20 protein-coding genes and 2 pseudogenes are annotated in these 21,852 nt (G+C 52.8%); 8 read left to right on the top strand and 14 right to left on the bottom strand.

The genetic code is table 11. The features are described 5' to 3' along the window. Positions 1-171: 171 nt before the first annotated feature. Complete coding sequence (locus tag JMJ04_RS14250; protein WP_201371134.1) at positions 172-396, bottom strand: hypothetical protein; 225 nt, start codon at positions 394-396, stop codon at positions 172-174. Positions 397-573: 177 nt separating this feature from the next. Further along, the gene (locus JMJ04_RS14245; protein ID WP_201371133.1) at positions 574-1,086 is read right to left on the bottom strand and encodes a maleylpyruvate isomerase N-terminal domain-containing protein; all 513 of its coding nucleotides are present in this window, start codon (positions 1,084-1,086) and stop codon (positions 574-576) included. An 886-nt stretch (positions 1,087-1,972) separates the two neighbouring features. Here JMJ04_RS14245 and JMJ04_RS14240 point away from each other — a divergent pair. The 7 genes and pseudogenes from JMJ04_RS14240 to JMJ04_RS14210 all read left to right on the top strand — a co-directional run bounded on the left by JMJ04_RS14240 (position 1,973) and on the right by JMJ04_RS14210 (position 7,392). Then, complete coding sequence (locus JMJ04_RS14240) at positions 1,973-2,287, top strand: RNA recognition motif domain-containing protein (protein ID WP_201371132.1); 315 nt, start codon at positions 1,973-1,975, stop codon at positions 2,285-2,287. A gap of 114 nt (positions 2,288-2,401) precedes the next feature. Next, positions 2,402-2,515 (top strand): annotated as a pseudogene (locus JMJ04_RS48690) (TetR/AcrR family transcriptional regulator); the annotation flags it as partial. A gap of 134 nt (positions 2,516-2,649) precedes the next feature. Further along, a complete protein-coding gene (locus tag JMJ04_RS14230; protein WP_201371130.1) occupies positions 2,650-3,468 on the top strand; it encodes an MBL fold metallo-hydrolase in 819 nt (272 codons plus the stop codon). A gap of 234 nt (positions 3,469-3,702) precedes the next feature. Further along, positions 3,703-3,903, top strand: a pseudogene (locus tag JMJ04_RS14225) (AAA family ATPase); the annotation flags it as partial. Between the two features lie 112 nt (positions 3,904-4,015). After that, a complete protein-coding gene (locus JMJ04_RS14220; RefSeq protein WP_201371129.1) occupies positions 4,016-5,677 on the top strand; it encodes a CocE/NonD family hydrolase in 1,662 nt (553 codons plus the stop codon). A gap of 409 nt (positions 5,678-6,086) precedes the next feature. Next, positions 6,087-6,833 (top strand): hypothetical protein, encoded by a 747-nt coding sequence (locus JMJ04_RS14215; RefSeq protein WP_201371128.1) that lies wholly within the window; start codon positions 6,087-6,089, stop codon positions 6,831-6,833. 19 nt (positions 6,834-6,852) lie between these two features. Next, the gene (locus JMJ04_RS14210; protein ID WP_201371127.1) at positions 6,853-7,392 is read left to right on the top strand and encodes an NYN domain-containing protein; all 540 of its coding nucleotides are present in this window, start codon (positions 6,853-6,855) and stop codon (positions 7,390-7,392) included. Between the two features lie 51 nt (positions 7,393-7,443). Here JMJ04_RS14210 and JMJ04_RS14205 read toward each other — a convergent pair whose 3' ends face one another. The 6 genes from JMJ04_RS14205 to iscB form a co-directional block, all read right to left on the bottom strand. Continuing rightward, positions 7,444-8,220, bottom strand: coding sequence for a polyprenol monophosphomannose synthase (locus JMJ04_RS14205; RefSeq protein ID WP_201371126.1), 777 nt, complete (start codon positions 8,218-8,220; stop codon positions 7,444-7,446). Positions 8,221-8,226: 6 nt separating this feature from the next. After that, positions 8,227-9,291 (bottom strand): lysylphosphatidylglycerol synthase transmembrane domain-containing protein, encoded by a 1,065-nt coding sequence (locus JMJ04_RS14200; protein ID WP_201371125.1) that lies wholly within the window; start codon positions 9,289-9,291, stop codon positions 8,227-8,229. Between the two features lie 12 nt (positions 9,292-9,303). Next, positions 9,304-9,813, bottom strand: a complete 510-nt coding sequence (locus tag JMJ04_RS14195) for a UbiA prenyltransferase family protein (protein ID WP_201371124.1) — start codon at positions 9,811-9,813, stop codon at positions 9,304-9,306. Further along, positions 9,789-10,319: a UbiA family prenyltransferase gene (locus JMJ04_RS14190; protein ID WP_201371123.1), complete on the bottom strand. Its 531-nt coding sequence runs from the start codon at positions 10,317-10,319 to the stop codon at positions 9,789-9,791. Before JMJ04_RS14190 ends, JMJ04_RS14195 begins: the two co-directional genes overlap by 25 nt. A 246-nt stretch (positions 10,320-10,565) precedes the next feature. Beyond that, on the bottom strand, positions 10,566-11,252 hold the full coding sequence (locus tag JMJ04_RS14185; protein ID WP_007907127.1) for a Crp/Fnr family transcriptional regulator: 687 nt from the start codon (positions 11,250-11,252) through the stop codon (positions 10,566-10,568). 29 nt (positions 11,253-11,281) lie between these two features. Then, positions 11,282-12,583 (bottom strand): RNA-guided endonuclease IscB, encoded by a 1,302-nt coding sequence (iscB, locus tag JMJ04_RS14180; protein WP_201371122.1) that lies wholly within the window; start codon positions 12,581-12,583, stop codon positions 11,282-11,284. Positions 12,584-13,184: 601 nt separating this feature from the next. Between iscB and JMJ04_RS14175 the strand changes: the two genes are divergently transcribed. Next, the gene (locus tag JMJ04_RS14175) at positions 13,185-14,219 is read left to right on the top strand and encodes a P-loop NTPase (protein ID WP_201371121.1); all 1,035 of its coding nucleotides are present in this window, start codon (positions 13,185-13,187) and stop codon (positions 14,217-14,219) included. A 101-nt stretch (positions 14,220-14,320) separates the two neighbouring features. On the opposite strand, the gene JMJ04_RS14170 is transcribed toward JMJ04_RS14175, so the two are convergent. The 6 genes from JMJ04_RS14170 to JMJ04_RS14145 all read right to left on the bottom strand — a co-directional run bounded on the left by JMJ04_RS14170 (position 14,321) and on the right by JMJ04_RS14145 (position 21,768). After that, a complete protein-coding gene (locus JMJ04_RS14170; RefSeq protein ID WP_201371120.1) occupies positions 14,321-14,806 on the bottom strand; it encodes a GtrA family protein in 486 nt (161 codons plus the stop codon). Between the two features lie 98 nt (positions 14,807-14,904). Next, positions 14,905-16,023, bottom strand: coding sequence for an RNA-guided endonuclease InsQ/TnpB family protein (locus JMJ04_RS14165; protein ID WP_268887336.1), 1,119 nt, complete (start codon positions 16,021-16,023; stop codon positions 14,905-14,907). Positions 16,024-16,286: 263 nt separating this feature from the next. After that, entirely contained in the window at positions 16,287-17,480 is a 1,194-nt protein-coding gene (gene xylA / locus JMJ04_RS14160; protein ID WP_201371118.1) for a xylose isomerase, read from the bottom strand. A gap of 258 nt (positions 17,481-17,738) precedes the next feature. Then, the gene (locus JMJ04_RS14155; protein WP_201371117.1) at positions 17,739-19,361 is read right to left on the bottom strand and encodes a solute symporter family protein; all 1,623 of its coding nucleotides are present in this window, start codon (positions 19,359-19,361) and stop codon (positions 17,739-17,741) included. After that, positions 19,358-19,747 (bottom strand): DUF485 domain-containing protein, encoded by a 390-nt coding sequence (locus tag JMJ04_RS14150; RefSeq protein WP_201371116.1) that lies wholly within the window; start codon positions 19,745-19,747, stop codon positions 19,358-19,360. The genes JMJ04_RS14155 and JMJ04_RS14150 overlap by 4 nt, the downstream gene beginning before the upstream one ends. Before the next feature lie 485 nt (positions 19,748-20,232). Continuing rightward, the gene (locus tag JMJ04_RS14145; RefSeq protein WP_201371115.1) at positions 20,233-21,768 is read right to left on the bottom strand and encodes a zinc ribbon domain-containing protein; all 1,536 of its coding nucleotides are present in this window, start codon (positions 21,766-21,768) and stop codon (positions 20,233-20,235) included. Positions 21,769-21,852: the final 84 nt, after the last annotated feature.

Here is a 21,852-nt window from a genome sequence, read left to right as displayed (position 1 = left end):
CCTTATTCTGGTCCACCTGTGAACTGAAGCCGAGTTCACTACATTGTTGTCAGTGCATTGTTGTCACCTTACATTCAGTGTAGCAGGAAGATGGAATCGATATCACCAATACGGGCTCCCAACATTTTCTCCCCCAAAATCCTCGTTAAGGACAAGGAGGGGATAAAAATCTCATTTTTGCCATTTCATTGCTTCTTTTTGGGTAAAATTGCCAATTTGGGAAAGGGAAACGATCGTTTTCCTTTCCCAAATTGGCGTCATGATCACGAAAAAAAGAGCAATCGTCATGCCGCCGGCAGCGAACCAGCGAACGAGTGCGGCAAGTTTTTTTGCGTCGAGCTCATCCAGAGCAATTGGTAAAAAGCGCAAAGGTTGAGCAGTACAACCATTGTACACCAGAGAAACCGCCCAGGAGGCGATCTATAATACTCGATGGTTGTCAATTCGGATGGTCAGCGTGCTACTTTTTGGTGCTTGGTGAGACTGCAAAAACAGGCGAGATCGGTTCAGACAAAACAGATTGAATCGCCCAAAAACTGAAGTGAAAGCTCGATAGAGGTTCTCAACCGAGCGCTATTTACCAACCTCTGCCTGACCATCCAGCCACGCTTTCAGATCTGGTGAGTGCTCTCGATAATGCTGATACGCATTCCCGACAAGCCCTTCCCACAGCGGTCGTCCCACCCAAAACGAATGCAGCCGTCCGCCCAATCCATCGGTGCTATTGAATTCTTCGTTGGAGAGCGCCTGTATTGCCTCTACAAGTTGCTGGTATGCCCGCCAAGAGAAAGCCAGCGTGTCGGCGAGCGTCCGCCCGCGCTGCTGCTCATATAATCTCGCATTTCGCTCATCGTCGCTTACCCCCGTCAACTCCGGGTCCCACTCTGGCTGCTCGCCTCGCCGTGCGCGCTGGATATCATTTGCGGTCCATTCTTCATACACTGCGATATGTGCAATGACATCCTTTAGCGACCATTTCCCGGCGAAACCAGATTGCGTCATTCGCTCCTCGTCGACCTGCGCCACCTGTGCATCCCATTGTGTGCGTTCACCGTGCAGCGTATCAAGAAACGTCTGCTTACCCATGGCCGTCTCCTTTCGCGAATCGCTCGAATTCTACACATTTTTCCTTGTTGTCTCATTTGAGATTACCACAAAAAACGGATAGAACTTGCCCTGATTGTTGTTTGAATAACTTTTCGTATCGACGCGATAAAAGGCTATTTACGATCCTTTATCCTGTTTTCCCGTCAGCACGGGCAGAGAGTTCCCTGTAAATTGACAACTTTCGGGTGTAAACGAGCCGCTTCAAGAGCGGTTTCTCTGGTGGCAATGGTTGTGCTGCTCACTCTTCGCATCAAACCAGCTCGCTCTTCATGCTTTTTATTAGCAATGGAGAGGTGGTACGATGGGAGACAACAGCGCGATCAGAAAGAAAAGGAAAGTGGGTCCACCCTCTCTCTTCGTCGATTTCGCATCGAGAGGGCAATCTCGCTAAGAGGCGATTGTCAGTGCGGACCTGCCCACACGCGATCAATACCCATCAATGAAGCTCTCTGTGCTCTACACTGCTTGTGGCAGCGGCTTGTTGCCTGGATTCTGCCTCACGCAAAAAAACTTGCCGCACCCGCAGCAGCGAACCAGGTCATGACGATTGCTCTCCTGGGAAATAATGACACTTTTGAATCGGCTAATTAGGGGTGGCCCCTGAGTATTAATGGATACTGTTGCTCAATTCTTCCTGAACGCTCGATATGGATACACAGATTCTTCTTCAAGATCGCTCATGAAGTAGGGAACGAGAGCGAGGTCTTTCTGAAGCCACTTTGAATGTGAAGGCGAGGGAATAAGTTGCTAGCCAAACCTGTTTCTATAAGTGTATGGCATCACAAAGAAATTGGATCGCTTCTGTGGGAAATGGTTTCTCCGAGCATCAATGGATAGAGAGATGTTCACACAGGAGTAGATACACATGAGACTATATGTAGGGGGTCTCCCTTATCAAACGACCGAGCAAGACCTTGGTGATCTTTTTGCCCAGGTCGGGCAGGTCACTCAGGCTTCGGTCATCACGGATCGTGAGACAGGGCGAAGCAAAGGGTTTGGCTTTGTCGAAATGAGTACCGATCAAGAAGCACAGTCCGCCATTGAGCGACTGAACGGAACCCTTCTAGGAAATCGGACGATCACCGTCAACGAGGCGCGTGAGCGCCAGGCGGCAGGAAGCAGAGGATTCCAGGCAAGAGAACGGTATTCAGACACGAGCTATCGGAGCGGACGCTACTAAGCCCCAACATCAGATAGCATGAAACGTTAAGAAAAAACGTTGAGATCACGAAAGAAGGAAGGTTAGCCCATGTGCTAGCCTTCCTTCTTTTTTGTTTTTCCTCCACCTGATAGCAATATTGAGGTGCTGGCCGATCTGATCTATGGAGCCATGTGGTACCATCTGCTGGTACAACACGGCCCCTCCGATGATCAGTTTGCCCGCGAGATGGTACGTGCTGTAATTTGATCCTGGCGCTCAGATCCTGTCCTTTTGTACGAAAGAAAAATTACACCTTTGGACAATGACAGCGGGCTTCCCATCATTCTATACTGATCTATGTCATCAAAAGAGAGCAGCTTTTCTGGAAAGGGAAGGGTACGATGGAACATTGGATCTGTGTTACTTGTGGTTCTCAATTCGCGGCGCGAGAGGCTCAGCCTGAAGCGTGCCCGATCTGTAACGACCAACGGCAATATGTGGGATACAACGGACAGCAATGGACAACGCTGGCCGAGATGTCCCGCAATGGATTTCATAATGTCTTCAAGGAAGAGGAGCCAAATCTTCTCGGCATTGGCACCGAGCCTTCTTTTGCCATAGGGCAGCGCGCCTTGCTGGTTCAGACGCCGCAGGGAAACGTACTCTGGGACTGCATTAGTCTGCTGGATGAGCAGACGTTGGCCGAAGTGCAGCAGCGTGGTGGCATCGCGGCAATTGCCATCTCTCATCCTCACTACTACAGTTCGATGGTGGCGTGGGCCAGGCACTTCAATGCACCGATCTACCTACACGAGGCTGATCGCCAGTGGGTGATGCGGCCCGACGAACACATCATATTCTGGTCAGGCGAAACGCATTCTCTGCAGCCAGATCTCACGCTGATCCGCCTGGGAGGGCATTTTCGCGGTGGCACTGTTCTGCACTGGCCGGCCGGTTTCGATGGCAAGGGGGCGTTGTTGTCCGGCGACATCATTACCGTTGTGGCCGACCGGCAATGGGTTTCCTTCATGTATAGCTATCCCAATCTGATTCCCTTACCGGCCTACGAGGTCAACCGTATTCGCGATACTATTGCCCCCTATCGTTTTGAGCGCCTCTATGGGGCCTGGTTCGGACGCGTTGTGACGCAAGATGCTCATCAGGCCGTGCTGCGCTCTGCCGATAGATATCTCCAGGCCCTTGAGCGGCCATTGGATTAGCCTTTATTCGAGGTGAGTGCATAGCTCACCTCATTCCCTTTTACAGAGAACGTGGCGAGAAAGCCCTGGTCATTCATGCCGGGATTGCCCCCCATCCGGGGGCGCGGTCGCCCCACTCTTGCAGAAGAGTGGGGCAGAGAAAACGCGGCTAAGAACTTGTGTTCTTCTGATTTTTTCTGGTAGAATAGACGTATCATCATGTTTTGTCTGTATACATGCATGTGAGGAGCCGAAATGCCAAAGAAACGCCAGGGACAGGGGAAGCAGAAGGAAAAGCGACCGGCGACGCCCACCTTTCTGCTGGAACTGCCTCTGGTCGTTGATCTAGGACAAGCAGCCCGCCTCCGTGCCCACCTGGAAGTCGCTCGTCAACTCTATAATGCCATCCTCTCCCAAGGGCAGCAGCGCTTGCGACGCATGCGATCTGACCCCGCCCATACGTTTTCCTACAGTAATCGGAGCAGAAACGTAGACTGGACTATAGAGCAGATGGAAGCATCGCTTCCAGGTAGTGATCTCGTAGAACGGTAGAACGAAGGAATATGCAATGGCCTCAAATATTCGGATTGCTTTTGACCAGCGCGTGCCAATGCGCGACGGCGTGACCCTATCGGCTGATATATATTTCCCCCCGACCGGCGAACAATGGCCGGTGATTCTCATGCGCACCCCTTATGTCAAGGCCAACACGGGGATGTTAGAACGTGCTGAGGCGTACGTACAACGCGGATATGTTTTCGTCGGTATGGATGTGCGCGGGCGTGGCGATTCTGAGGGTGAATTTACGCCGTATTTCAATGATGGTATCGATGGGTACGATGCTATCGAGTGGCTGGCGGCTCAGCCGTGGTCAACCAGTGCTGTAGGAACAATTGGTAACTCTTACCCAGGCCGAATTCAGTGGCTTACGGCTTTGCAATCGCCCCCTCACTTGAAAGCGATGATAGTAGGCGTGACACCCTCCGATCCCTTTGTAGAAACACCGACTGGTCTAGCTTCGCCCATGCATTTATGCTGGCTGCACTATGTCAGTGGCAAGGTCAATCAGGTGATGGAGGCAGCGGACTGGGGGTCAGTCTACTGGCATCTCCCCTTATTAACTATGGACGAGCGAGCGGGGCGGCCTAATCGCCACTGGCGCGAGGATATCGAGCATCCTCTGCTCGATGAGTATTGGGAACGTATATGCTACCAGAACAAGTTCGATAGTATCAATGTTCCCGTGCTGCACATTTCGGGTTGGTATGATGACGAGGAAATTGGTACGCCGCTGAACTTTCACGGCATGACTACCAGGGGGGCAACGCCTGAGATACGCGCCGGTCAGCGTCTACTGATGGGACCGTGGGGACACGCAGTAAATACAACAAGCAAATTGGGTGAGGTCGATTTTGGCCTGGGTTCTCTGATTGATATGCGTAGCGAAGAGATACGCTGGTTTGATCGTTGGCTGAAAAAGAAACCGCAAGATCTCCAGGAGGCTCCTGTACGTATCTTTATTATGGGCGAAAATACGTGGCGCGACGAGCAGGAATGGCCTCTGGCGCGAACACAATGGACCCATTACTACCTGCACAGTGGTGGCAATGCCAATAGCTTATTTGGAGATGGCATGTTATCTACGCACATGCCGGAAGGTGAAGAACCGATAGACGAATATCGTTATGATCCAGTTCGTCCTGTCCCTTTTATTTCCGAGCCGATATCATCGCAGATTGGTGGTCCTGATGATTACGCGGCTGTGGAGCGCCGCGATGATGTGCTTGTTTACGTCACCGAGCCGCTTGCGGAAGAAGTGGAGGTAACAGGTCCGGTGCGCCTCGAACTCTATGCGGAATCCTCTGCCGTAGATACCGACTTTACAGCGAAGCTGGTTGATGTCTGGCCAACCGGCTTCAGGCAGCGTTTATGTGATGGCCTGATACGAGCTCGTTTCCGCGATGGCATGGATAAGCCCTCGTTGATTGAATCCGGCAAGATCTATCATTACACTATCGAATGCTGGGATACCGCGCAATTGTTTAAGAAAGGGCATCGCATCGGGCTAGAAGTCTCTTCCAGCGCATTCCCCAAATATGATCGCAATTTAAATACCGGTGCACCTCTGGGTAAGACCAGTGAATACATTACTGCTCACCAGAGGATTTATCATGATGCGGTACACCCCTCCGCGTTAGTATTGCCTGTAGTACCAAAGCGAAATGTGTAAATAATCCTTTCGAGGGCGATTGCAGCCCGCTCGCTCATGCTTTGAGCGAGCGGGCTGCAATCGCCCTCGTCCTCGTCCTCGTCTTCTGGCCAATACCGTGAAAGTTCGACGGTTTTTGCGCTGAGTGTGTGAGAGTCCAAGCCGGTCTCGGTCCCCCATCAGGCTGGTCTGCACGAATTGCATATAATCATCGTTCCTCATGCTTGCGTAGGGCCTTCGGAGAATTCTGCAGATGTGATAAAAAATCCTTTCGCAATTTTTCGTCAACTCAAAAAGTTTGCTTGAGCATGTTGGGAGGGGCAGCGAGAACGTATAATAAAGGCAAAAACAAGTTACACTTTCCCATTCGCTTTCAAAATACACTTTAACATTTTTGTGCTCTTTACACTGGCATAAGCAGGAGGCCGATATGAGCAGGGAAGCAAATCCAGAGGCGCGGAGGAACGAGAAGTCGGTGACCTGTAGCATTTGTGCGGCGCGCTACACCGTGACAGGCGTATGGCAGTTGTGGGAGCCACTGACGCCCATGCAGCGTGAGCACCTGCTCCTCAACATCAGCCACTTCTGCTATCGCTGCCGACGGCCAGCCTGCCCAGATTGCTGGGATAGGACCTATGCGCTGTGTGCCGCCTGTGTGCAGGAAGCAGGGTTAGTACTTCAGGTGCAGAAGCGAAACACAGCCTGGGGGGAGGATAGTCAGGAGGGACTGGTCTGTATAGAGGAAGGGCGCTATCATAGGGAATGGACGAACAAGACCAGTTCCACACATCCAACGCACACACGAGGGAAACGCATACGCAGTGTTTCGGGGAGAGAGGTGGATGAGGATGGGGGTCGCGTGCATGAGAGAACGACACAGCCACCTGTGTTCAAAGCAAGCACAATCCTGGCCCGCAGAGAGAAGAAGCCAGGCGAGGTAGCGCTTGATGAGATCGCGACCCTTCCGGGGCGCCGAGACAGGCAACACTTCAGTTGGATGCGCAAAGCCATCTTCAGCGTTGGAATTATCCTGCTGGCACTGTTCGTAGGAGGGATCATAGCAGCCACGCTCTCAATGGAGGTCAATACATTTTTATGGAAGATACTGCACATTGATGTGCGCGGATACATAGCTGCTTTCTGGAACTGGCTGCAACATCCTCCATTTTTCAAATAAAAGGGGCACCACCAATGTCATGAGCCGTGATATTCTCGTCGACGGATACAACGTCATCAAAAAGAATCCGATGTTTCAATCCCTGGGCATAGACAATATGGAGCACGCGCGCCGCGTCCTGATTCAACAGTTGAGGAATCGATACCGCAACAGTGAACACACATTGATTGTCGTCTTTGATGGGAATGGGGCTCGAGAAGAGATCAAGCACGAAGAGCATATTCGTATTGTCTTCTCGCGTTATGGGGAGAAGGCTGACGCAGTCATCATCAGGATGGCAGCCCAGGCAAGAGAGGCGGGGCGTGAGGTAGAGATGTATAGCGATGACGGAGAAATTCGCGACGCCGTGGGAGAGAAGGGAGGCCAAACACGCTCAACGGGACATTTAGCCATGCAGCTAAAGGCAGGGCCAAGAGACGTTGAGGCCCGAGCCAGGCACCGCATCGAGGTGCGCAAGGTCTATGGACTCAATCCAGCGGACAAAGCAAAATGGGACTATGAGGAAATGAGCCTGCAACAGCACACCGGGGGCAAAAAGAAAAAGAAGAAACGAAAATAGGGGCCGTCGCAACGGCCCCTATTTTCGTGTTGATGAGTATAGATGTAAAGGCTACTGATGAGCGACAGGGGACGGCTCTTGCTCGGCCTGGCTCTCCTGGACGGCACTCTTAATCACAGGCGTATGCTGCTGCTTACCAAAGCGCGTGCGAATAACAAAAGTGAATGCCTCAAAAACAATGTTCTTGGACATCTTGGAAGAGCCAACGCGGCGATCCATAAAGGTAATGGGGGTCTCAACAATCTTAAAGCCATGCTTCATCACCCGATAAGCCAGCTCAACCTGGAAGGCGTAGCCCTGCGACTCGATGGTATCCAGATTGATCGTCTCTAGCACGCGGCGACGATAGCAGCGATAACCAGCGGTACAGTCTTGCACGGGAATACCAAGCATGAAGCGTGCAAAAATATTCCCACAGCCACTGATGAGGCGGCGCGAGATCGACCAGTTAGGCGTGCTGCCGCCAGGGATATAGCGCGAGCCAATGACGAGATCGGCATTCTCGATCTCCTTCAGGAAGTTTGGCAAATACTTGGGATCATGTGAGAAGTCGGCGTCCATCTCGAAAGCGGCATCATAGGCATGCTCAATAGCATACTTGAAGCCCGCGATATAGGCAGTACCCAGACCAAGCTTGCCGGCGCGATGCAGCACATGAACGCGAGGATCATTCGCGCTAATCTCATCCGCAAGCTTGCCAGTATTGTCAGGCGAGTTATCATCGACAACCAGAATGTGCGTCTGAGGAGCGAAGGAAAAGATGCTCTCCAGCAGAGGGCGCAGGTTCTCGTACTCGTTATAGGTAGGAATGATAATCAACGTTTTCATGGAAATTTATTCTCCGCGAGTCGCCGATACCGATGAGAGATCGGCGTTAGATTGATGAGCAATAGAAAAGGATTGGGAGTCAGGCAAACGACCAGTCTCAGCGCGTTCACGGGGAACGGCCTTGAGCGCAGGCACAGTTCGGAGCGTAATCAATGCACCAACTCCGATCAGTAGCCCGAACCAGAGAGTACAGAAACGAATGAGCAGGGTCGCTGCACCTCCCAATGCCGACGATGACGTTACTAGAAGGCGGGTCAGCCCCAGCACACTGCCATCAGCGGAACCGAGCCCACCAGGCAAGCCAGAGGCAGAGCCAACCAGGGAAGAAACGGCAAGAATAAAGGTAGATTTCAGCACCAGATCCATACTTGCCGCAATCCCTAGACCTCGGAAGACAAAATAGAATGCCAGGCATTCCCCTGACCAGGACACAATACCAATGCCAACGGCCAGAAGCAGAGGGCGCCACTGCAATAAGGTATAGGCACTCTCATAGAAGGCCTGGAAATGCTGAGCAAAGCGTCCCAGAAAAGGGAGACGCTCACAAATGCGCAAGAGGCGCAGAGAGAGCGTGCGGTTCTGAATGACCAGCACACCAGCCAAACCAACGATCAGGAGGGGAAGCATCAGCTGTAAACCAAAGCGATAGAGCAAGAGGCCAGAAGAGGCCAGCGCCAGCATAGCCAGGCCATCAGAGAGCCGCTCAGCCACAATAATAGGCGACGAGTGGCTAATAGGTGCATCGGTATATTGCCTAAGCAAATAGGATTTGAGCAGTTCACCAACCTTACCAGGTGTAATAGCCATTGATAAGCCCGAGAGAAAGATGAGCAGGCTGATGGAGGGTCTCACAACAATCCGCAGACGCTTGAGATAATAACTCCACTTCACAAAACGTCCAGCATAGTTCACCAGGGTCAGGCCCAGGATCACAGGCAGGTAGATCCAGTGAAAGCCAGCAAATGCCGCCAGCATGTTTGGAACATCGGCGTAGAGCGCGATGACCAGCATGACCACGAAGGCAAATATTAGCGAGACCACAATGCCATTACGTATCTTACGAGTTTGCAAAAGCCAACTCCATCAGTGTGGTAAGTAGAATACCAGCAGAATAATTGTCGCACACACCAAAACGGTTATCAGCATGTGGCGGTCACGTAGCAGGACCTCGTCAGGGCTCCCCCCATCGTTGCGTACATAGACCAGGTAGAGATAGCGAAAGATGCCATAGAGCACAAAGGGAACCGTTAAGATGATACTGTGGTGACCAGTAGGCGCCTCAATGGTATAGAGGCTATAAGCCATCAGGGTACAGGTAACCACAACCGTAATCATCTGATCCAACATAGGAATATTATATTCCTTCAGAATCTGGCGATGAGAGCTAGCTCGCCCCTGCAAGAGTACCAGTTCATTGCGCCGCTTGCTCAATGCCAGGAAGAGCGAGAGCAGGCAGGTCACCATATAGAGCCAGGGGGAGATTGAAACGGGAGTCACGACCGCACCCGCAATCACACGCAAGACAAAGCCGCAGGCGATCACAAAAATATCGACCAGAACAATATGCTTTAGCCAGATGCCATACAGAACCATAAGCACCAGGTAAGAAAGCACACAGAGTGAGAAGAGAACATTTGCCCCCCCAGGCTAGCATACACATCCTGAGATTTGGTAACGGGAAGGAAAAAGATCGCCAGGGACAGGGCCGCACACGCTAGCACCAGGAGGACAATGGCCCCAATAGCCCAGGAGACGGGGAGTTGTCCCGATGCCAGGGGACGCTTACATTTGACCGGGTGCTGTCGATCTTGCTCAATATCAAGCAAATCATTGAGCAGATAGATCGTGCTAGAAGCCAGGCAGAATGCGAAAAAGGCCAGAGCGGTTCGCTCAAACTCATTTACTAGCAACAGGTGGCTGGCAAATACAATAGCGATAAAAAGTGTGGCATTCTTGGTCCATTGTTTCAGTCGCATCGCCTTTACCAGGGCCCGCAGGCGTCCCAGGGTGCTCAGTGTAGGCTGTTGGGCTGTCAGTTGCGGTAAGCCGCCATGTGGAGATTGTGATGTATTTACGCTAGGTTCACTAGTAGTTGGCATAGATTTCCCTAAAAGACGCTCTCTTTCAATATCATGTCTGATATGTTCCCAACAAAATAAGCTATTAACGAGACGGTTCAGCGCATGGAGCAGTAACGAGTAGGCCAAAAGTCCAGGAGGTATATAGGCATATTCTAGGTACTCAAATGCTCAGGTTGGTGTGTTGGTGGCAGCCTCAGGTAGCCACCAACACACCAACCTGAGTGAGCGCCACAAGCACGAGGTCTCAAACAGACATGACATTATCTAATAAACGCGCCGGCGCAGGTCCGCAATGCGGTGGATGGTGATACGGTGACGATCTGTACTAATATATTGCTTGTCGGTAAAATAGCCAAGCACCTTATTCACACTCTCCCGAGAGGCTCCAACCATCGAAGCAAGCTCTTGCTGCGTCAGGCGGACATCAATACGCACACCATCGCTGGCCTGAATACCATGCGCATCAGCCAGGTCGAGAAGCTTCTTCGCCACGCGCCCATATACATCCAGGAAGATAAGATCTTCTACCTGCTGATCAGTATTGCGTAGGCGTTTAGAGAGGACTTCGAGCACAGAGATCGCAATCTTTGGATTTTTGAGGATCGCTTTGTGAAAATCACTACGCTGTAAGGTATAACACTCAATCTTTTCAAGCGCAATGGCATCGGCCGAACGCCCCAGTCCATCAAGCAGAGCCTGCTCGCCAAAATATTCGCCTTTACCAAGGACAACAAGCGAGATCTCCTGCCCATCAGGACTGATAAGACAGATTTTCACTTTCCCTTCTTTGATAACGTAGAGAACCTGTCCGGGATCATCGCGATGAAAGATGACCTCGCCAGAGCGAAAGGAGCGTTTACGAGCTGCACTGGAGAGTTCGCGAATTTCATCTTCGCTTAGACCTGCGAAGAGATTCACTTGCTTAAAATAGCTTTCGGTGTCTGCCTCCATGATTTCGTCGGCGCGGGTACCCCCATGTTTCAACTGGGGGAGGAAGCGCCGCCCTCCTTTCTAAGGTTTTCTAAGATGGGCTTTCGAGTGATCATCCACCCCTGCGTTGGACGCGCGACTCGTTCCAATTTGCTTGGTGCGACCTCGATCAGTTTCTTGCCACTGCTCAGCTCTTTGATGATGAACGATCCCTTCTCGCGCCGTCCTCCAATATAACCCACCACGCCTTTGGCCTTGACCACTTCATAGAGCTTGTAGCCTCGCACCTTGCGTGGTGCCCAACACTTGTGCTCACTGTGGCGCCCGTTGAAGCGCTGATACTGCCCCCGTGGCAGGCAGCGGATCTGATAAACCTCTTCCCGTGGCTTGACTCGCTCCCCCATCTCACAGGCAATAGCGACGGCATCGTTGGTGTGAGATTTAGGCAGGCCAAGCATCTGGATGCGCTTATATTTGGTTTCGTAGCCATAAGTCACGCTCAGGTGAGCGTCCCCAAAGAGACTCCGAAGTTGCTGGAGCACGCTGGTTTTGATCACAGAGACGTGGGCTGCATCTTTTAACGGGACACAAGCCTGCGCCTGGATCTTGGGGTAGCCAAACTCGGCGGCGGTTTGCTGCCCCTTGCGCTCGTTACACGGGTAACAGGCCAGAGTCAGGTTACTCTCACGGCTGCCTCCTCCTCGGGAGCGCGGGACAATATGCTCCAGTTCCAAAGGAACTCCACGTGCCTGACAATAGGCACAGGTTCTCTTCCACTTCTCCAAGACGTATTCGCGCACCAGGTAGCCTTGCAAGGTTCCCTGCTGATAGTCGAGGCCGCTGATCTGCGGATGTTGCATCCTCTGGGTATCAAAGTTCCCCACCTCGACATTCACTTTGCCCACTGGCAGCAAGGACGCGATCAAGCGCACCGCCTTGACGGTGGCTTCGGCTTTGGAGCGCAAGGAAGGGGGAAGCCACTCGACCTGGCGACGACGATTGGCAAAACGGGCAGCACGATAGCGTGTCTTACGAGCGCGACGATGACGCCGGTACATGCGGCGTTGGGTCATATTTGCGCTGATATCAGTGCGCAGATACACCTCCGCCTGGTAGACCACTTCGCCATTGGTAGTGGCTGCCACCCCAACAGTTTTCGATCCGGTATCGACGCCCACGATCACTGGCTGAGTATAGGTGGAGGTTTCAAAACACAATTGGATAGTGAATGGCTCTTGTCGCACCACCTTCGCCAATCCCCGTCTCAGCCAGTACCAGACCTTGTTGTGTCGTTTGGTTGGCATCAAGGGCTGACCTGAGACACTCAGGACATAGATGATGGATGACTCCATAAGGCTTCCTTTCGGAGTATTCTCTTCCCCTCGACCATGATGCCTCTCGGTACTTTCGGCTTCTCACTGGGACTGACCTCATCACCTGTTTTAAAGAAGCCGTTGTAGGGTGGCAGGCTGGGGCAGCACCCACCAGTACGATCTTGAACACTTGGAAGCATCGGCGTTCTCTCAACGGGAGCGGTGCCGAGCTTCTCTGCGTCACCGCTCTCTCAAGAACCTGGTCTGGTCAATCGGCTTGTAAAAGCCAGGCTCTCACAAGCCTCCAGTCTCTGACCGGAGGTCATTGACCGCTATTCCTTTTCTGTGTATTTTGCTGTGTGTATCAGCTGCACGTTATCTACCTGATGCAGCCATCATAACATAAGCCATAGTTGCGTGCAATGTAGCGAAAAGGATCAAGCGAGGCCTCTCAAAACCCTACCCTGGAGCACAGGAAATATAGCCGGTTGGATTGATGTGTGCTATAATAATCGGAGTAAATAGGTAGGAATTACATTTTTTTATCTATGAAGCAGTGTCTTTTGACCTTTGTTAGTTTACAAATTGCAGGGCGGCAAACACGTGTCTATACTGTTATTGCCGCTATTGAGGATAAGAGATGGCGGAAACTATTACTGCCGACATGGTTATTCATGATGTCGTGACCAGGTATCCAGCAACAGTCAAGGTATTTCATGGTCATGGTCTCCCGTGTACCGCCTGTGCGGTTGGAGCACGTGAAAGTGTCGCGGGCGGAGCAAGAACGCATCGTTTCTCTCCAGAGAAACTTGAACTGCTGGTAAAAGATCTCAATGCGGCCGCAAATGGAGAGCCGACCTCAGTGGCTCCGAAGAAGGCTCCTGTGGGCAAGGGCATTCCGCTGAACATGCTCTCGTCCGATCCCGACCGAAAAATCAAGCAAGTAATCGCAATCATGAGCGGCAAGGGTGGCGTAGGCAAGTCGCTTGTCACGGGTTTGTTGGCGGTCTCGCTACGCAGACAGGGGCAGCGCGTGGGTATTCTAGATGGCGATATTACCGGCCCCAGCATTGCACGCATGTTTGGTACCAGGGGACAGCCCACCAAGTCAGCGAGTGGAGGCATTGAGCCGCTACGCAGCAAGGGCGGCATCAAAGTTATGTCCATGAATATGTTCCTTGAAAAGGAGAGCGATCCCGTCGTCTGGCGCGGCCCGATGATATCGAGCGCCATCAAGCAATTCTATAGCGATGTGGATTGGGGCCAGCTCGATTACCTGCTGGTCGACCTGCCTCCTGGGACCTCGGATGCCCCCATGACCGTTATGCAGGCGCTGCCGCTTGATGGCGTCGTGATTGTCTCATCACCACAGATGCTTGCCACCATGGTGGTCATGAAATGCGTTAACATGGTACAGCAGCTCAAAGGCTCAATCGTGGGCGTCGTTGAGAATATGTCCTACTTTGAGACTCCCGATCACGAGCGCTATGAGATCTTTGGCCCCAGCAACGCAACGGAACTGGTTTCGGTCACGGGCGCGCCCCTGCTAGGGCAGATGCCGATTGACTCGGCGTTGACCTCGCTGTGTGACGCTGGTCGCGTCGAAGAGTACTACTCCGACGCCTATGAGGCCCTGGCCGCCAACTTTGTGAGCACGCTCAAGATCAAACGCTAAGCGTTTCCCACAGCATACTAGAGCGACGCTCTTTTTACAGGGGGAGAGGATGTGCTGTGGAAAGGCCTATGGCCTTTCCACAGCACATCCTCTCCCCCTGTTTACTCTCGGCAAAAGACCAGGCGGTTCATAACAAAGAAATTGACACAGGCCGCAACCAGAATACCAAGCGCGGAAGCCCAGAGCGAGGGCATAACAGTTCCGGCCAACATAAAGACCAGTTGATTGAGCAAGGCACTGACTAAAATCGAGCTGTGAAATGTTGACCACCGTTTGATGAATTGCGCCCCCGGCTTCAGTTTGCCAGAACAGGAAATGGTACGATCTCGCCAGGTGAAAAAAGAACTAAAGAGGAAGTTAAACTGAGCTGCGAGAAAAAAAGCGACAATGTTTGCCAGCCAGGCATGTATGTGAAGTTGTAAGAAGAGGTAGAGCAGGCAGAGCTGAATCAGGGCAGCAGAGCCACCAATGCAGACGAAACGAATGGGACGGGCGGGCTCAGAGAAGAGCCAGAGCAAAGCTGGTCGCAAACGCTCTATGAGCCACTTACTGTAACGTTGACGAGCATACTGTATTTTTTTCTGCATAGCCTCCACAGATGTAGTCACGTTGATCCGCATCTAACTATCTCTCATTAGTCTACCAAATAGGTCAGAGACCCGTGGCAAAAGCCAGGGGCTTGTCCCTAAGCCGAGGCTTGAGACGCTAGGCCGTCTGACGGCGACCCACTAGCCAAAGATATACCAAGGCTAGCAAGGTGCTTGTTGCGAATGTTGTACGCCGCGTTGAGATCGGCATTCAAACAATAACCGCAATGTTTGCACAAAAAGAGTGATTGAGATTTTCGATTGGAACGGTGCTGATGCCCACATTGAGAACACGTTTGCGAGGTATGGCGTGGGTCAATCTTGACCACTTGCATGCCACGCTCCTGCGCCTTATAGATCAGGAAAGAGTGGAACTGAGCAAACGACCAGTTATGCAGGCGTCGGCTTGTTTCCGTTTTCTTCCTGATCTTGCTGGTGCTGCGAATGTGGGTCAGGTTCTCAATCACGATGGTACTGCCAGAGGTGGCGTTCTGAACGATGCGCTTGGAGAGAACATGATCACAGTCCCGGTGAAATCGCAAAGAGCGACCAGATACCTTCTTAAGATGTCGTTTCGCACTTTTTGTTCCTTTGGACTGAAGTTTGCGGCGGAGACGAAAACGGCGGCGCTCGATCTCTTTCCAATGGCGAGAGCCAAGGAAGTGGCGGTTGGAAGTCACAGCCGGGCGGTTAAGTCCCAGGTCAACCCCGATCACCTCATCATGGCGAGGAATGTTAGGGTCAGGAACGCTTACCACGACATGCAACCAGTAGCGCCCGTTGCTGATACACAGGTCAGCAGTCGTGACTTGATAGCCTACGTACTTGCTGCTGTAAGGAGGAACTTTGAAAGGAACCAGAATACGTCCATTTATGGTAGAGAGACTGACTTCCTGTATCTGCCAGTTGAGGACATAGGTACGCTCATTGTAGCGAATAGGGCAGAGTTTGGATTGAGGTTGCCTTGCCTTACGGTCTTTGGCTTTGCGATCAAAGGCAGACTTCAAGGCTTCGGTGGCTTTGATGCGTGCCTGAATGAGCACATTAGCATTCAAACGAGGATACGCCTCACGCAACTCATAGTATGTTGCGTGATGGAGCCGAACACCGTTCTTCTCACCATGTTGCCAACCATAGGCACACACCGCGTTGAAGACCTGCGTGAATTGTTGAGCGGTCTCATCAAGCAACTGTTTCTGCTCGTGAGTCGGCTTCAATTGTATCCGTACCGTTCTATCTATAGATAAAAGTATAGCATATATGCGTAGTTTTTGCAAGAATGGAGCGGCATGCTCCGCCCCCTATCTGAAGAAAGGGGTCGCCGCATGCCGATTTAAAGAGCGATGCATACAAATGAATTTCTTGCGTCTCGCCTCAGCACCTGCGGTACTTCGTACTAGGTTATGTATGTGGTTGCGGGCTGGCAGTGCCAGCCCGCAACCACATACACAGGAGAATCTTAATTATTTCTTGGGGGAAATTAGCGGAGGCCAAGAATCAGCTCGATGGTCATCTGGTCGAGTTTCTCATAACGATAGCCGCGTTTGGCGAGCGCATCGACGTCGAACTGAGTCTCTTTCAACTTCTTAACGATTTCGCTGCTATAGCCGCTGAGCAGGCCACCATAAGTCTGGTCGCCACCGTTGAGATCCTGCAAGAGCGCCTGAATCTCGGCGTCGGCATTAAACTGCTGGACCTTGGCTTTGAGCATGTTATACGTGCGCATACAACCAAGCGCAAAGTCCCATACGCCCTCTTCGTCCTCGGTGCGATAAGCGTGGGCATCAAAGTGGCGTGGGCCATCATAACCCTTCTCCTCCAGGAGCTTCACCAGGAAGAACATGCTCTTAATGCTCTCGCTACCAAAACGGAAGTCCTGGTCGTAACGCGGCCCCTTCTGGTCGTTGAGGTCGATGTGGAAGAGCTTGCCAGCGTCAAGCGCCTGGGCGATCCCGTGCACAAAGTTCAGGCCAGACATATGCTCATGAGCCACCTCGGGGTTAACACCAACCATCTCAGGGTGGTCCAGAGTATAGATAAAGGCAAGCATATGGCCAATAGTGGGGAAATAGGTATCTGCACGCGGCTCGTTCGGCTTGGGCTCAAGGGCAATGCGCATATTGTAGCCCTGGTCGATAATGTACTGGCAAAAGAAATTGATCGCATCGCGCATACGCTGCACGGCCACAACGGGATCTTTGCTGGCCTCAGCATCGACACCTTCGCGGCCACCCCAGAAGACATAGGTTGTCGCGCCCACCTCAGCGCCCAGATCGATGGCAGACATCGTTTTCTGCAAAGCAAAGGCACGAACCGCAGGATCAACCGCCGTAAAGGCACCATCTTTGAAGACGGGGTGATAGAAGAGGTTTGTCGTTGCCATCGGCACAATCATCCCATAATCCGAGAGGGCCTGCTTGAAATCGCGCACAATGCGGTCACGCTCAGCAGGGGTCGCGCCGAAGGGCACCAGGTCGTTGTCATGAAAATTGACGCCCCAGGCGCCAAGCTCAGAGAGCTTCTTCACGCTCTTCACAGGATCGAGAGCCGGGCGTACAACGTCGCCAAAGGGGTCACGCCCCTGATTGCCCACAGTCCAGAGACCAAAGGTAAATTTGTCCTCTTTCCGGGGTCTGTACTGATCGCTGGTTAGCTCTTGCTTTATAATGGACATTCTGCATACACTCCTTCGTTAATAGGCTACATCAATACATCTTGGTATACATCGCAAGTCATACCGTGAGTAAGGAAACGTTCCTGGCGATTCGAGCAGAAATGTAGCTCCGATCATGCGTCATTGCAAGAGGGCACATGCACAAAACAGGGGGAACGGCTCTTCTCCATACTGTATCACAAATCATCCTTACAAGAGAACACAAAAAGACGCCCTCTGCTTTTTGTAGCAGAGGGCGTCTCAAACGAGCAATAGAACTTAGACTTCGGCATCAATACCGAGGTTAGCACGGACATTGGTCTCACTAAAGGTCTCAACCGCGGACGCATCTCGCGTGGCGAGCGAGGCCACAATCGCGACAATAAAACTCAGCGGAATGGAGATCAGACCAGGATTCTCAAGCGGGAAGAGCGCCTTGGCCTGAATGAGATGCGCGGCGGTGGCGGCTGTTCCCGGAGGATCGATGCCCATAATCGCCGGGCTGATAATAATCAAGAGCACTGACGAGATCAGGCCAACCAGCATGCTGGCAACCATACCCACCGTGTTAAAGCGACGCCAGAAGAGTGAGAGAATAATCGAAGGCACATTAGCGCTCGCCGCCACGGCGAAGGCCAGGCCAACCAGGAAGGCCACATTACTATAGCGCAGCGCAATCGCCAGGATAATCGCGAGCACGCCAATCACAGCCGCCGTAATTTTGGCGACCAGGACCTGCTCACGCTCATCCTCACGCCCCCCCTTAACCACATTCAACCAGATGTCGTGCGCGAAGGCTGAGGAACCCGCAATCGTCAGACCCGCGACAACAGCCAGAATGGTCGCGAAGGCCACGGCCGCGATAAAGGCCAGGAAGAGCGTTCCACCTACAGCCTCAGCCAGCAAGGGCGCGGCAAGATTCTGGTTAGCTATATGTGCCTTCCCCACCAGCGTCGCGGCCCCAAAGCCCAGGAAGGTCGTCAGGATATAGAAGACGCCAATGATCACGGTTGCCCAGACGACAGAGGAGCGCGCGGAACGCGCTGTAGGCACAGTATAGAAGCGCATCAGAATGTGGGGCAGACCAGCAGTACCCAGCACCAGGGCCAGGCCCAGCGAGATCAGATCAAGCTGGCCATAGGTACCGTGATAGCGCAAGCCCGGCATGAGATAGTTCTGCGTCACCAGGCTACCAGCGGTACACTGACCATCCTTCAACACGCCTCCATTGGTGCAATACTTGCCCACAACGCCGTGTATGGCATCAAAGAAATTGCCAAGCGAGAAGCCATAATGACTAAGCACCAGGAACGAGAGCACAATCGTTCCGCCAATAAGCAAGAGAGCTTTGATGATCTGTACCCACGTCGTGGCCAACATGCCGCCGAAGATGACATAGACAATCATCAACACACCCACGATAATGATGGCCCAGTTATAGTCCAGGCTGGGGATCAGCAGGCTCACCAGCGAACCGGCCCCTACCATCTGCGCGATCATATAGATGAGGGTCACAACGAGGGTTGAAATAGCAGCCACCGTACGCACTGAGCGATTTCGCAGGCGAAAGGTGAGCACATCGGCCATGGTAAATTTGCCGGTGTTGCGCAGCGGTTCCGCGACAAGGAAGAGCACCGTCAGGTAGGCGACCAGGAAACCAACCGAATACATAAACCCGTCATAGCCAAAGAACGCGATCAGGCCCGCGATACCCAGAAAAGAAGCTGCCGACATATAATCGCCCGCAACTGCCAGGCCATTCTGGAAGCCACTAATACGCCGTCCGGCAGCATAGAATTCCGTTGTCGTGCGCGTGCGACGCGAGGCCCAGAAGGTAATCACAAGCGTGATCAGGACAATCACACCAAACATAATAAGGGTTTGGAGCTCTTTTGCGTTCATTCGTTGTTCCCTCTCACACGCGCTACAATGCGCTGTACCAACGCATCAAACGTACCGGCACGCCAGACATAGATACCCATCAAGATCCAGGTCATAAAGAACTGGGAGAGCGCGAACAGGTAGGCGACATTAATATTGCCGATGACGCTGGCATTCGCCACATCGGGCAGGTAACCAACCACGATCAGGAAGACGAAGTAGTAGAGCAGGAAGAAAATGGTCGCAGGAATGATAAGATTGCGCTTGGTGCGTACGAGTTCACGGAAATCGGCATCACGCTCGATTGCCTGCCAATCATGTGCAGACGTGTGCTGATCCGCAACCGTGTCAGAGTTGGGAGCGGGGACGGAGTGCCCCTCATCTTGAGGGGAAATGGCATCAGCCATAGCAAAAACCTCCAGCCAGAAACAACAGACGCACTAAGTGAAACACCTGCCAGGGAGGGAAACCAAATTGCGAGGAGAGAAGAACAGGCGAGATCAGGCAAACACGAAATGTATGCGCCAAGCCTCATCAGGGAGAGTGGTGAGCAGCCAGCCAGGCTCAAAGCGTACCTCCATGGTAAAACTGTGTGAACATCATTGTCACAAGTACAAACGCCCTTCAGTACTCAGGCATGGAGATGATGCAATGCCCTGAGCGCCACGCGCTGTATTATACAGAAGGTACCATATTTAGCCTTAAAACTCAAGAGGAAAAAGAGGTGTAGGTAGGCATAGACCGTTTCGGGAGTAGAAGAGAAGATACGACTATCCCGAAACATCTTCCGTTGAAGCGGGAATATGCGAGTAGTGACACTCCGCATGGGCTAAAGCCCAGCAGCTTCTGACACGGCTCCATAAGCGCCTGCGTGAGATATGTCCCCTAGGGACTACTCAAAATGGAGGCGTAGTGTGGTAGCCATATCTGAGGGGCGCGCACCCATCCGGCGCAATCCCCCCTGGGCGGTGCCAGGCCCGTTGGCGTGATCCCCTTGCCTGGCTTGAGCAAGAGATGGTTGCCCTTCGCGTTCGGCATCCTGGGAGATCCCAACACCTGGGTCTTTCGACCCCCTCATCGCACGTCGCGAATGAGCATGAGGCTTTTCCTTCAATGGTTCTTGGGAGCGCTCGATCAAGCGCTGCCCGATTCTCAGACTGGCATTGCGGTCGGCATGGTCGCGCATCTGGCATTGTGGGCACAGGCAAAGCGCCGCGCCGGGCGTGTATCCCTCAAGCGGCTCGCCCTCATTGTAGCGAATGACGGGCGCGTGACAGCGATGGCATTGCCGGCTCGTATTGCGCGGATTGACGCGGCACGTGATGAGACCACCTGCATTCCACGCCTTGTACTTCGCGTACTTGAAGATGCGCCCTTTCATCCAGTAGGCGCGTTTCTTGTTGCTGCGGCGCGAATACCTCCCTTTTTCCGGGCGCAGGGTGCCGAGATGCTCGAAGACCAGGATGCTTGCTTGCTGCTCGATAGCGAACTGGACAATGCGGGCGCTCACCTGGTGCGCGATGTGCTCATCGACGTGCCTGATCTTGCGCCACAAATCAGCATTGTCCTGTTCCCCTTGGGCAATGATGCCAGTCTGAGATCGGTTGCGTGCAATCCGTCCGAGCAGTCGCTTCCTAAAGCCCGATACCGCTGTGCCATTTCCAATGAAGGAAGTGGCCAGGATGGTGCCTTCGACGGTCTGGACGGTACACACGGCGAGATGCTGGTCGAGGTTCACATCGACCGCGCAGAGACGTGTCTCTTTGGATGCTATCTGTTCAACAACTTTGGCAGGGGCCTCCAACGTTTTCTCGATGGGAGTATGCAACCACCAGCGGTTGCCCTTGCGAACCAGTTGCGGGCTCCCGATTGCGTACCCCTCGGGAATATCGCGAGAAAGCGCACCAACTTTGAGCCAGGACCAGCACGAGCCGGTCCACACTCTGAGCATGATGGAGTGCGTAGCTCGTTCTTTCCACAAGCCCGCGTAGAAGGAGGCCGACTTGTTCCAGATGCGCGGCGGGACCGGTGGCCGCTCCCTGAATGGCTGCTTCTTCTTGCCCTTTTTGCATGGTTTGGCCTCGTGCTTCTCTTTGCGTGCTCGCCACTGTTTGAGCGAGGAGAAAAAGGCGCGAGCAGAGCCAAGGGCCGCATTGATGGCGGCGCGGCGGAACATCGCGGGGATATCTGGGGCGATGTCGGAAAGTGGCAGAATGGGATGGGGGCTCTTCTCCGTCGCATGGGTGAGTTTCTCCAGGGCGGTGAGAGCCTCCTTGCTCTTGAGAGAGAGGATGCCCTCATGGGCCTGGATGACCTCAAAGTAGAAGGCCACGACACGATTGTAGAGCGCCTGATTCTCCGCGAAGGAGTGGGCTGCCTGTGGCGGATACTGCAACGCGTGTCTGATTGTTTTCATGGCTTTTGCCATTTTTAGTGCTTTTTCTCTCAAAAAAATATATTGCGTCTCTTTTAGAGTATACGACAATACGTTGGAGTTGTCAAACGTATGTTC

Source organism: Ktedonobacter robiniae (assembly GCF_016587375.1).
GTDB lineage: Bacteria > Chloroflexota > Ktedonobacteria > Ktedonobacterales > Ktedonobacteraceae > Ktedonobacter > Ktedonobacter robiniae.
This window is presented reverse-complemented; position numbering and strand designations above follow the sequence as displayed.

Excerpts from the sequence above, each read along its gene's own strand:
- JMJ04_RS14245 (WP_201371133.1), bottom strand. The coding sequence starts at position 1,086 with ATGGGTAAGCAGACGTTTCTTGATACGCTGCACGGTGAACGCACACAA.
- JMJ04_RS14240 (WP_201371132.1), top strand. The coding sequence starts at position 1,973 with ATGAGACTATATGTAGGGGGTCTCCCTTATCAAACGACCGAGCAAGAC.
- JMJ04_RS14230 (WP_201371130.1), top strand. The coding sequence starts at position 2,650 with ATGGAACATTGGATCTGTGTTACTTGTGGTTCTCAATTCGCGGCGCGA.
- JMJ04_RS14220 (WP_201371129.1), top strand. The coding sequence starts at position 4,016 with ATGGCCTCAAATATTCGGATTGCTTTTGACCAGCGCGTGCCAATGCGC.
- JMJ04_RS14215 (WP_201371128.1), top strand. The coding sequence starts at position 6,087 with ATGAGCAGGGAAGCAAATCCAGAGGCGCGGAGGAACGAGAAGTCGGTG.
- JMJ04_RS14210 (WP_201371127.1), top strand. The coding sequence starts at position 6,853 with ATGAGCCGTGATATTCTCGTCGACGGATACAACGTCATCAAAAAGAAT.
- JMJ04_RS14205 (WP_201371126.1), bottom strand. The coding sequence starts at position 8,220 with ATGAAAACGTTGATTATCATTCCTACCTATAACGAGTACGAGAACCTG.
- JMJ04_RS14195 (WP_201371124.1), bottom strand. The coding sequence starts at position 9,813 with ATGGTTCTGTATGGCATCTGGCTAAAGCATATTGTTCTGGTCGATATT.
- JMJ04_RS14190 (WP_201371123.1), bottom strand. The coding sequence starts at position 10,319 with ATGCCAACTACTAGTGAACCTAGCGTAAATACATCACAATCTCCACAT.
- JMJ04_RS14185 (WP_007907127.1), bottom strand. The coding sequence starts at position 11,252 with ATGGAGGCAGACACCGAAAGCTATTTTAAGCAAGTGAATCTCTTCGCA.
- iscB (WP_201371122.1), bottom strand. The coding sequence starts at position 12,583 with ATGGAGTCATCCATCATCTATGTCCTGAGTGTCTCAGGTCAGCCCTTG.
- JMJ04_RS14175 (WP_201371121.1), top strand. The coding sequence starts at position 13,185 with ATGGCGGAAACTATTACTGCCGACATGGTTATTCATGATGTCGTGACC.
- JMJ04_RS14170 (WP_201371120.1), bottom strand. The coding sequence starts at position 14,806 with ATGCAGAAAAAAATACAGTATGCTCGTCAACGTTACAGTAAGTGGCTC.
- xylA (WP_201371118.1), bottom strand. The coding sequence starts at position 17,480 with ATGTCCATTATAAAGCAAGAGCTAACCAGCGATCAGTACAGACCCCGG.
- JMJ04_RS14155 (WP_201371117.1), bottom strand. The coding sequence starts at position 19,361 with ATGAACGCAAAAGAGCTCCAAACCCTTATTATGTTTGGTGTGATTGTC.
- JMJ04_RS14150 (WP_201371116.1), bottom strand. The coding sequence starts at position 19,747 with ATGGCTGATGCCATTTCCCCTCAAGATGAGGGGCACTCCGTCCCCGCT.
- JMJ04_RS14145 (WP_201371115.1), bottom strand. The coding sequence starts at position 21,768 with ATGGCAAAAGCCATGAAAACAATCAGACACGCGTTGCAGTATCCGCCA.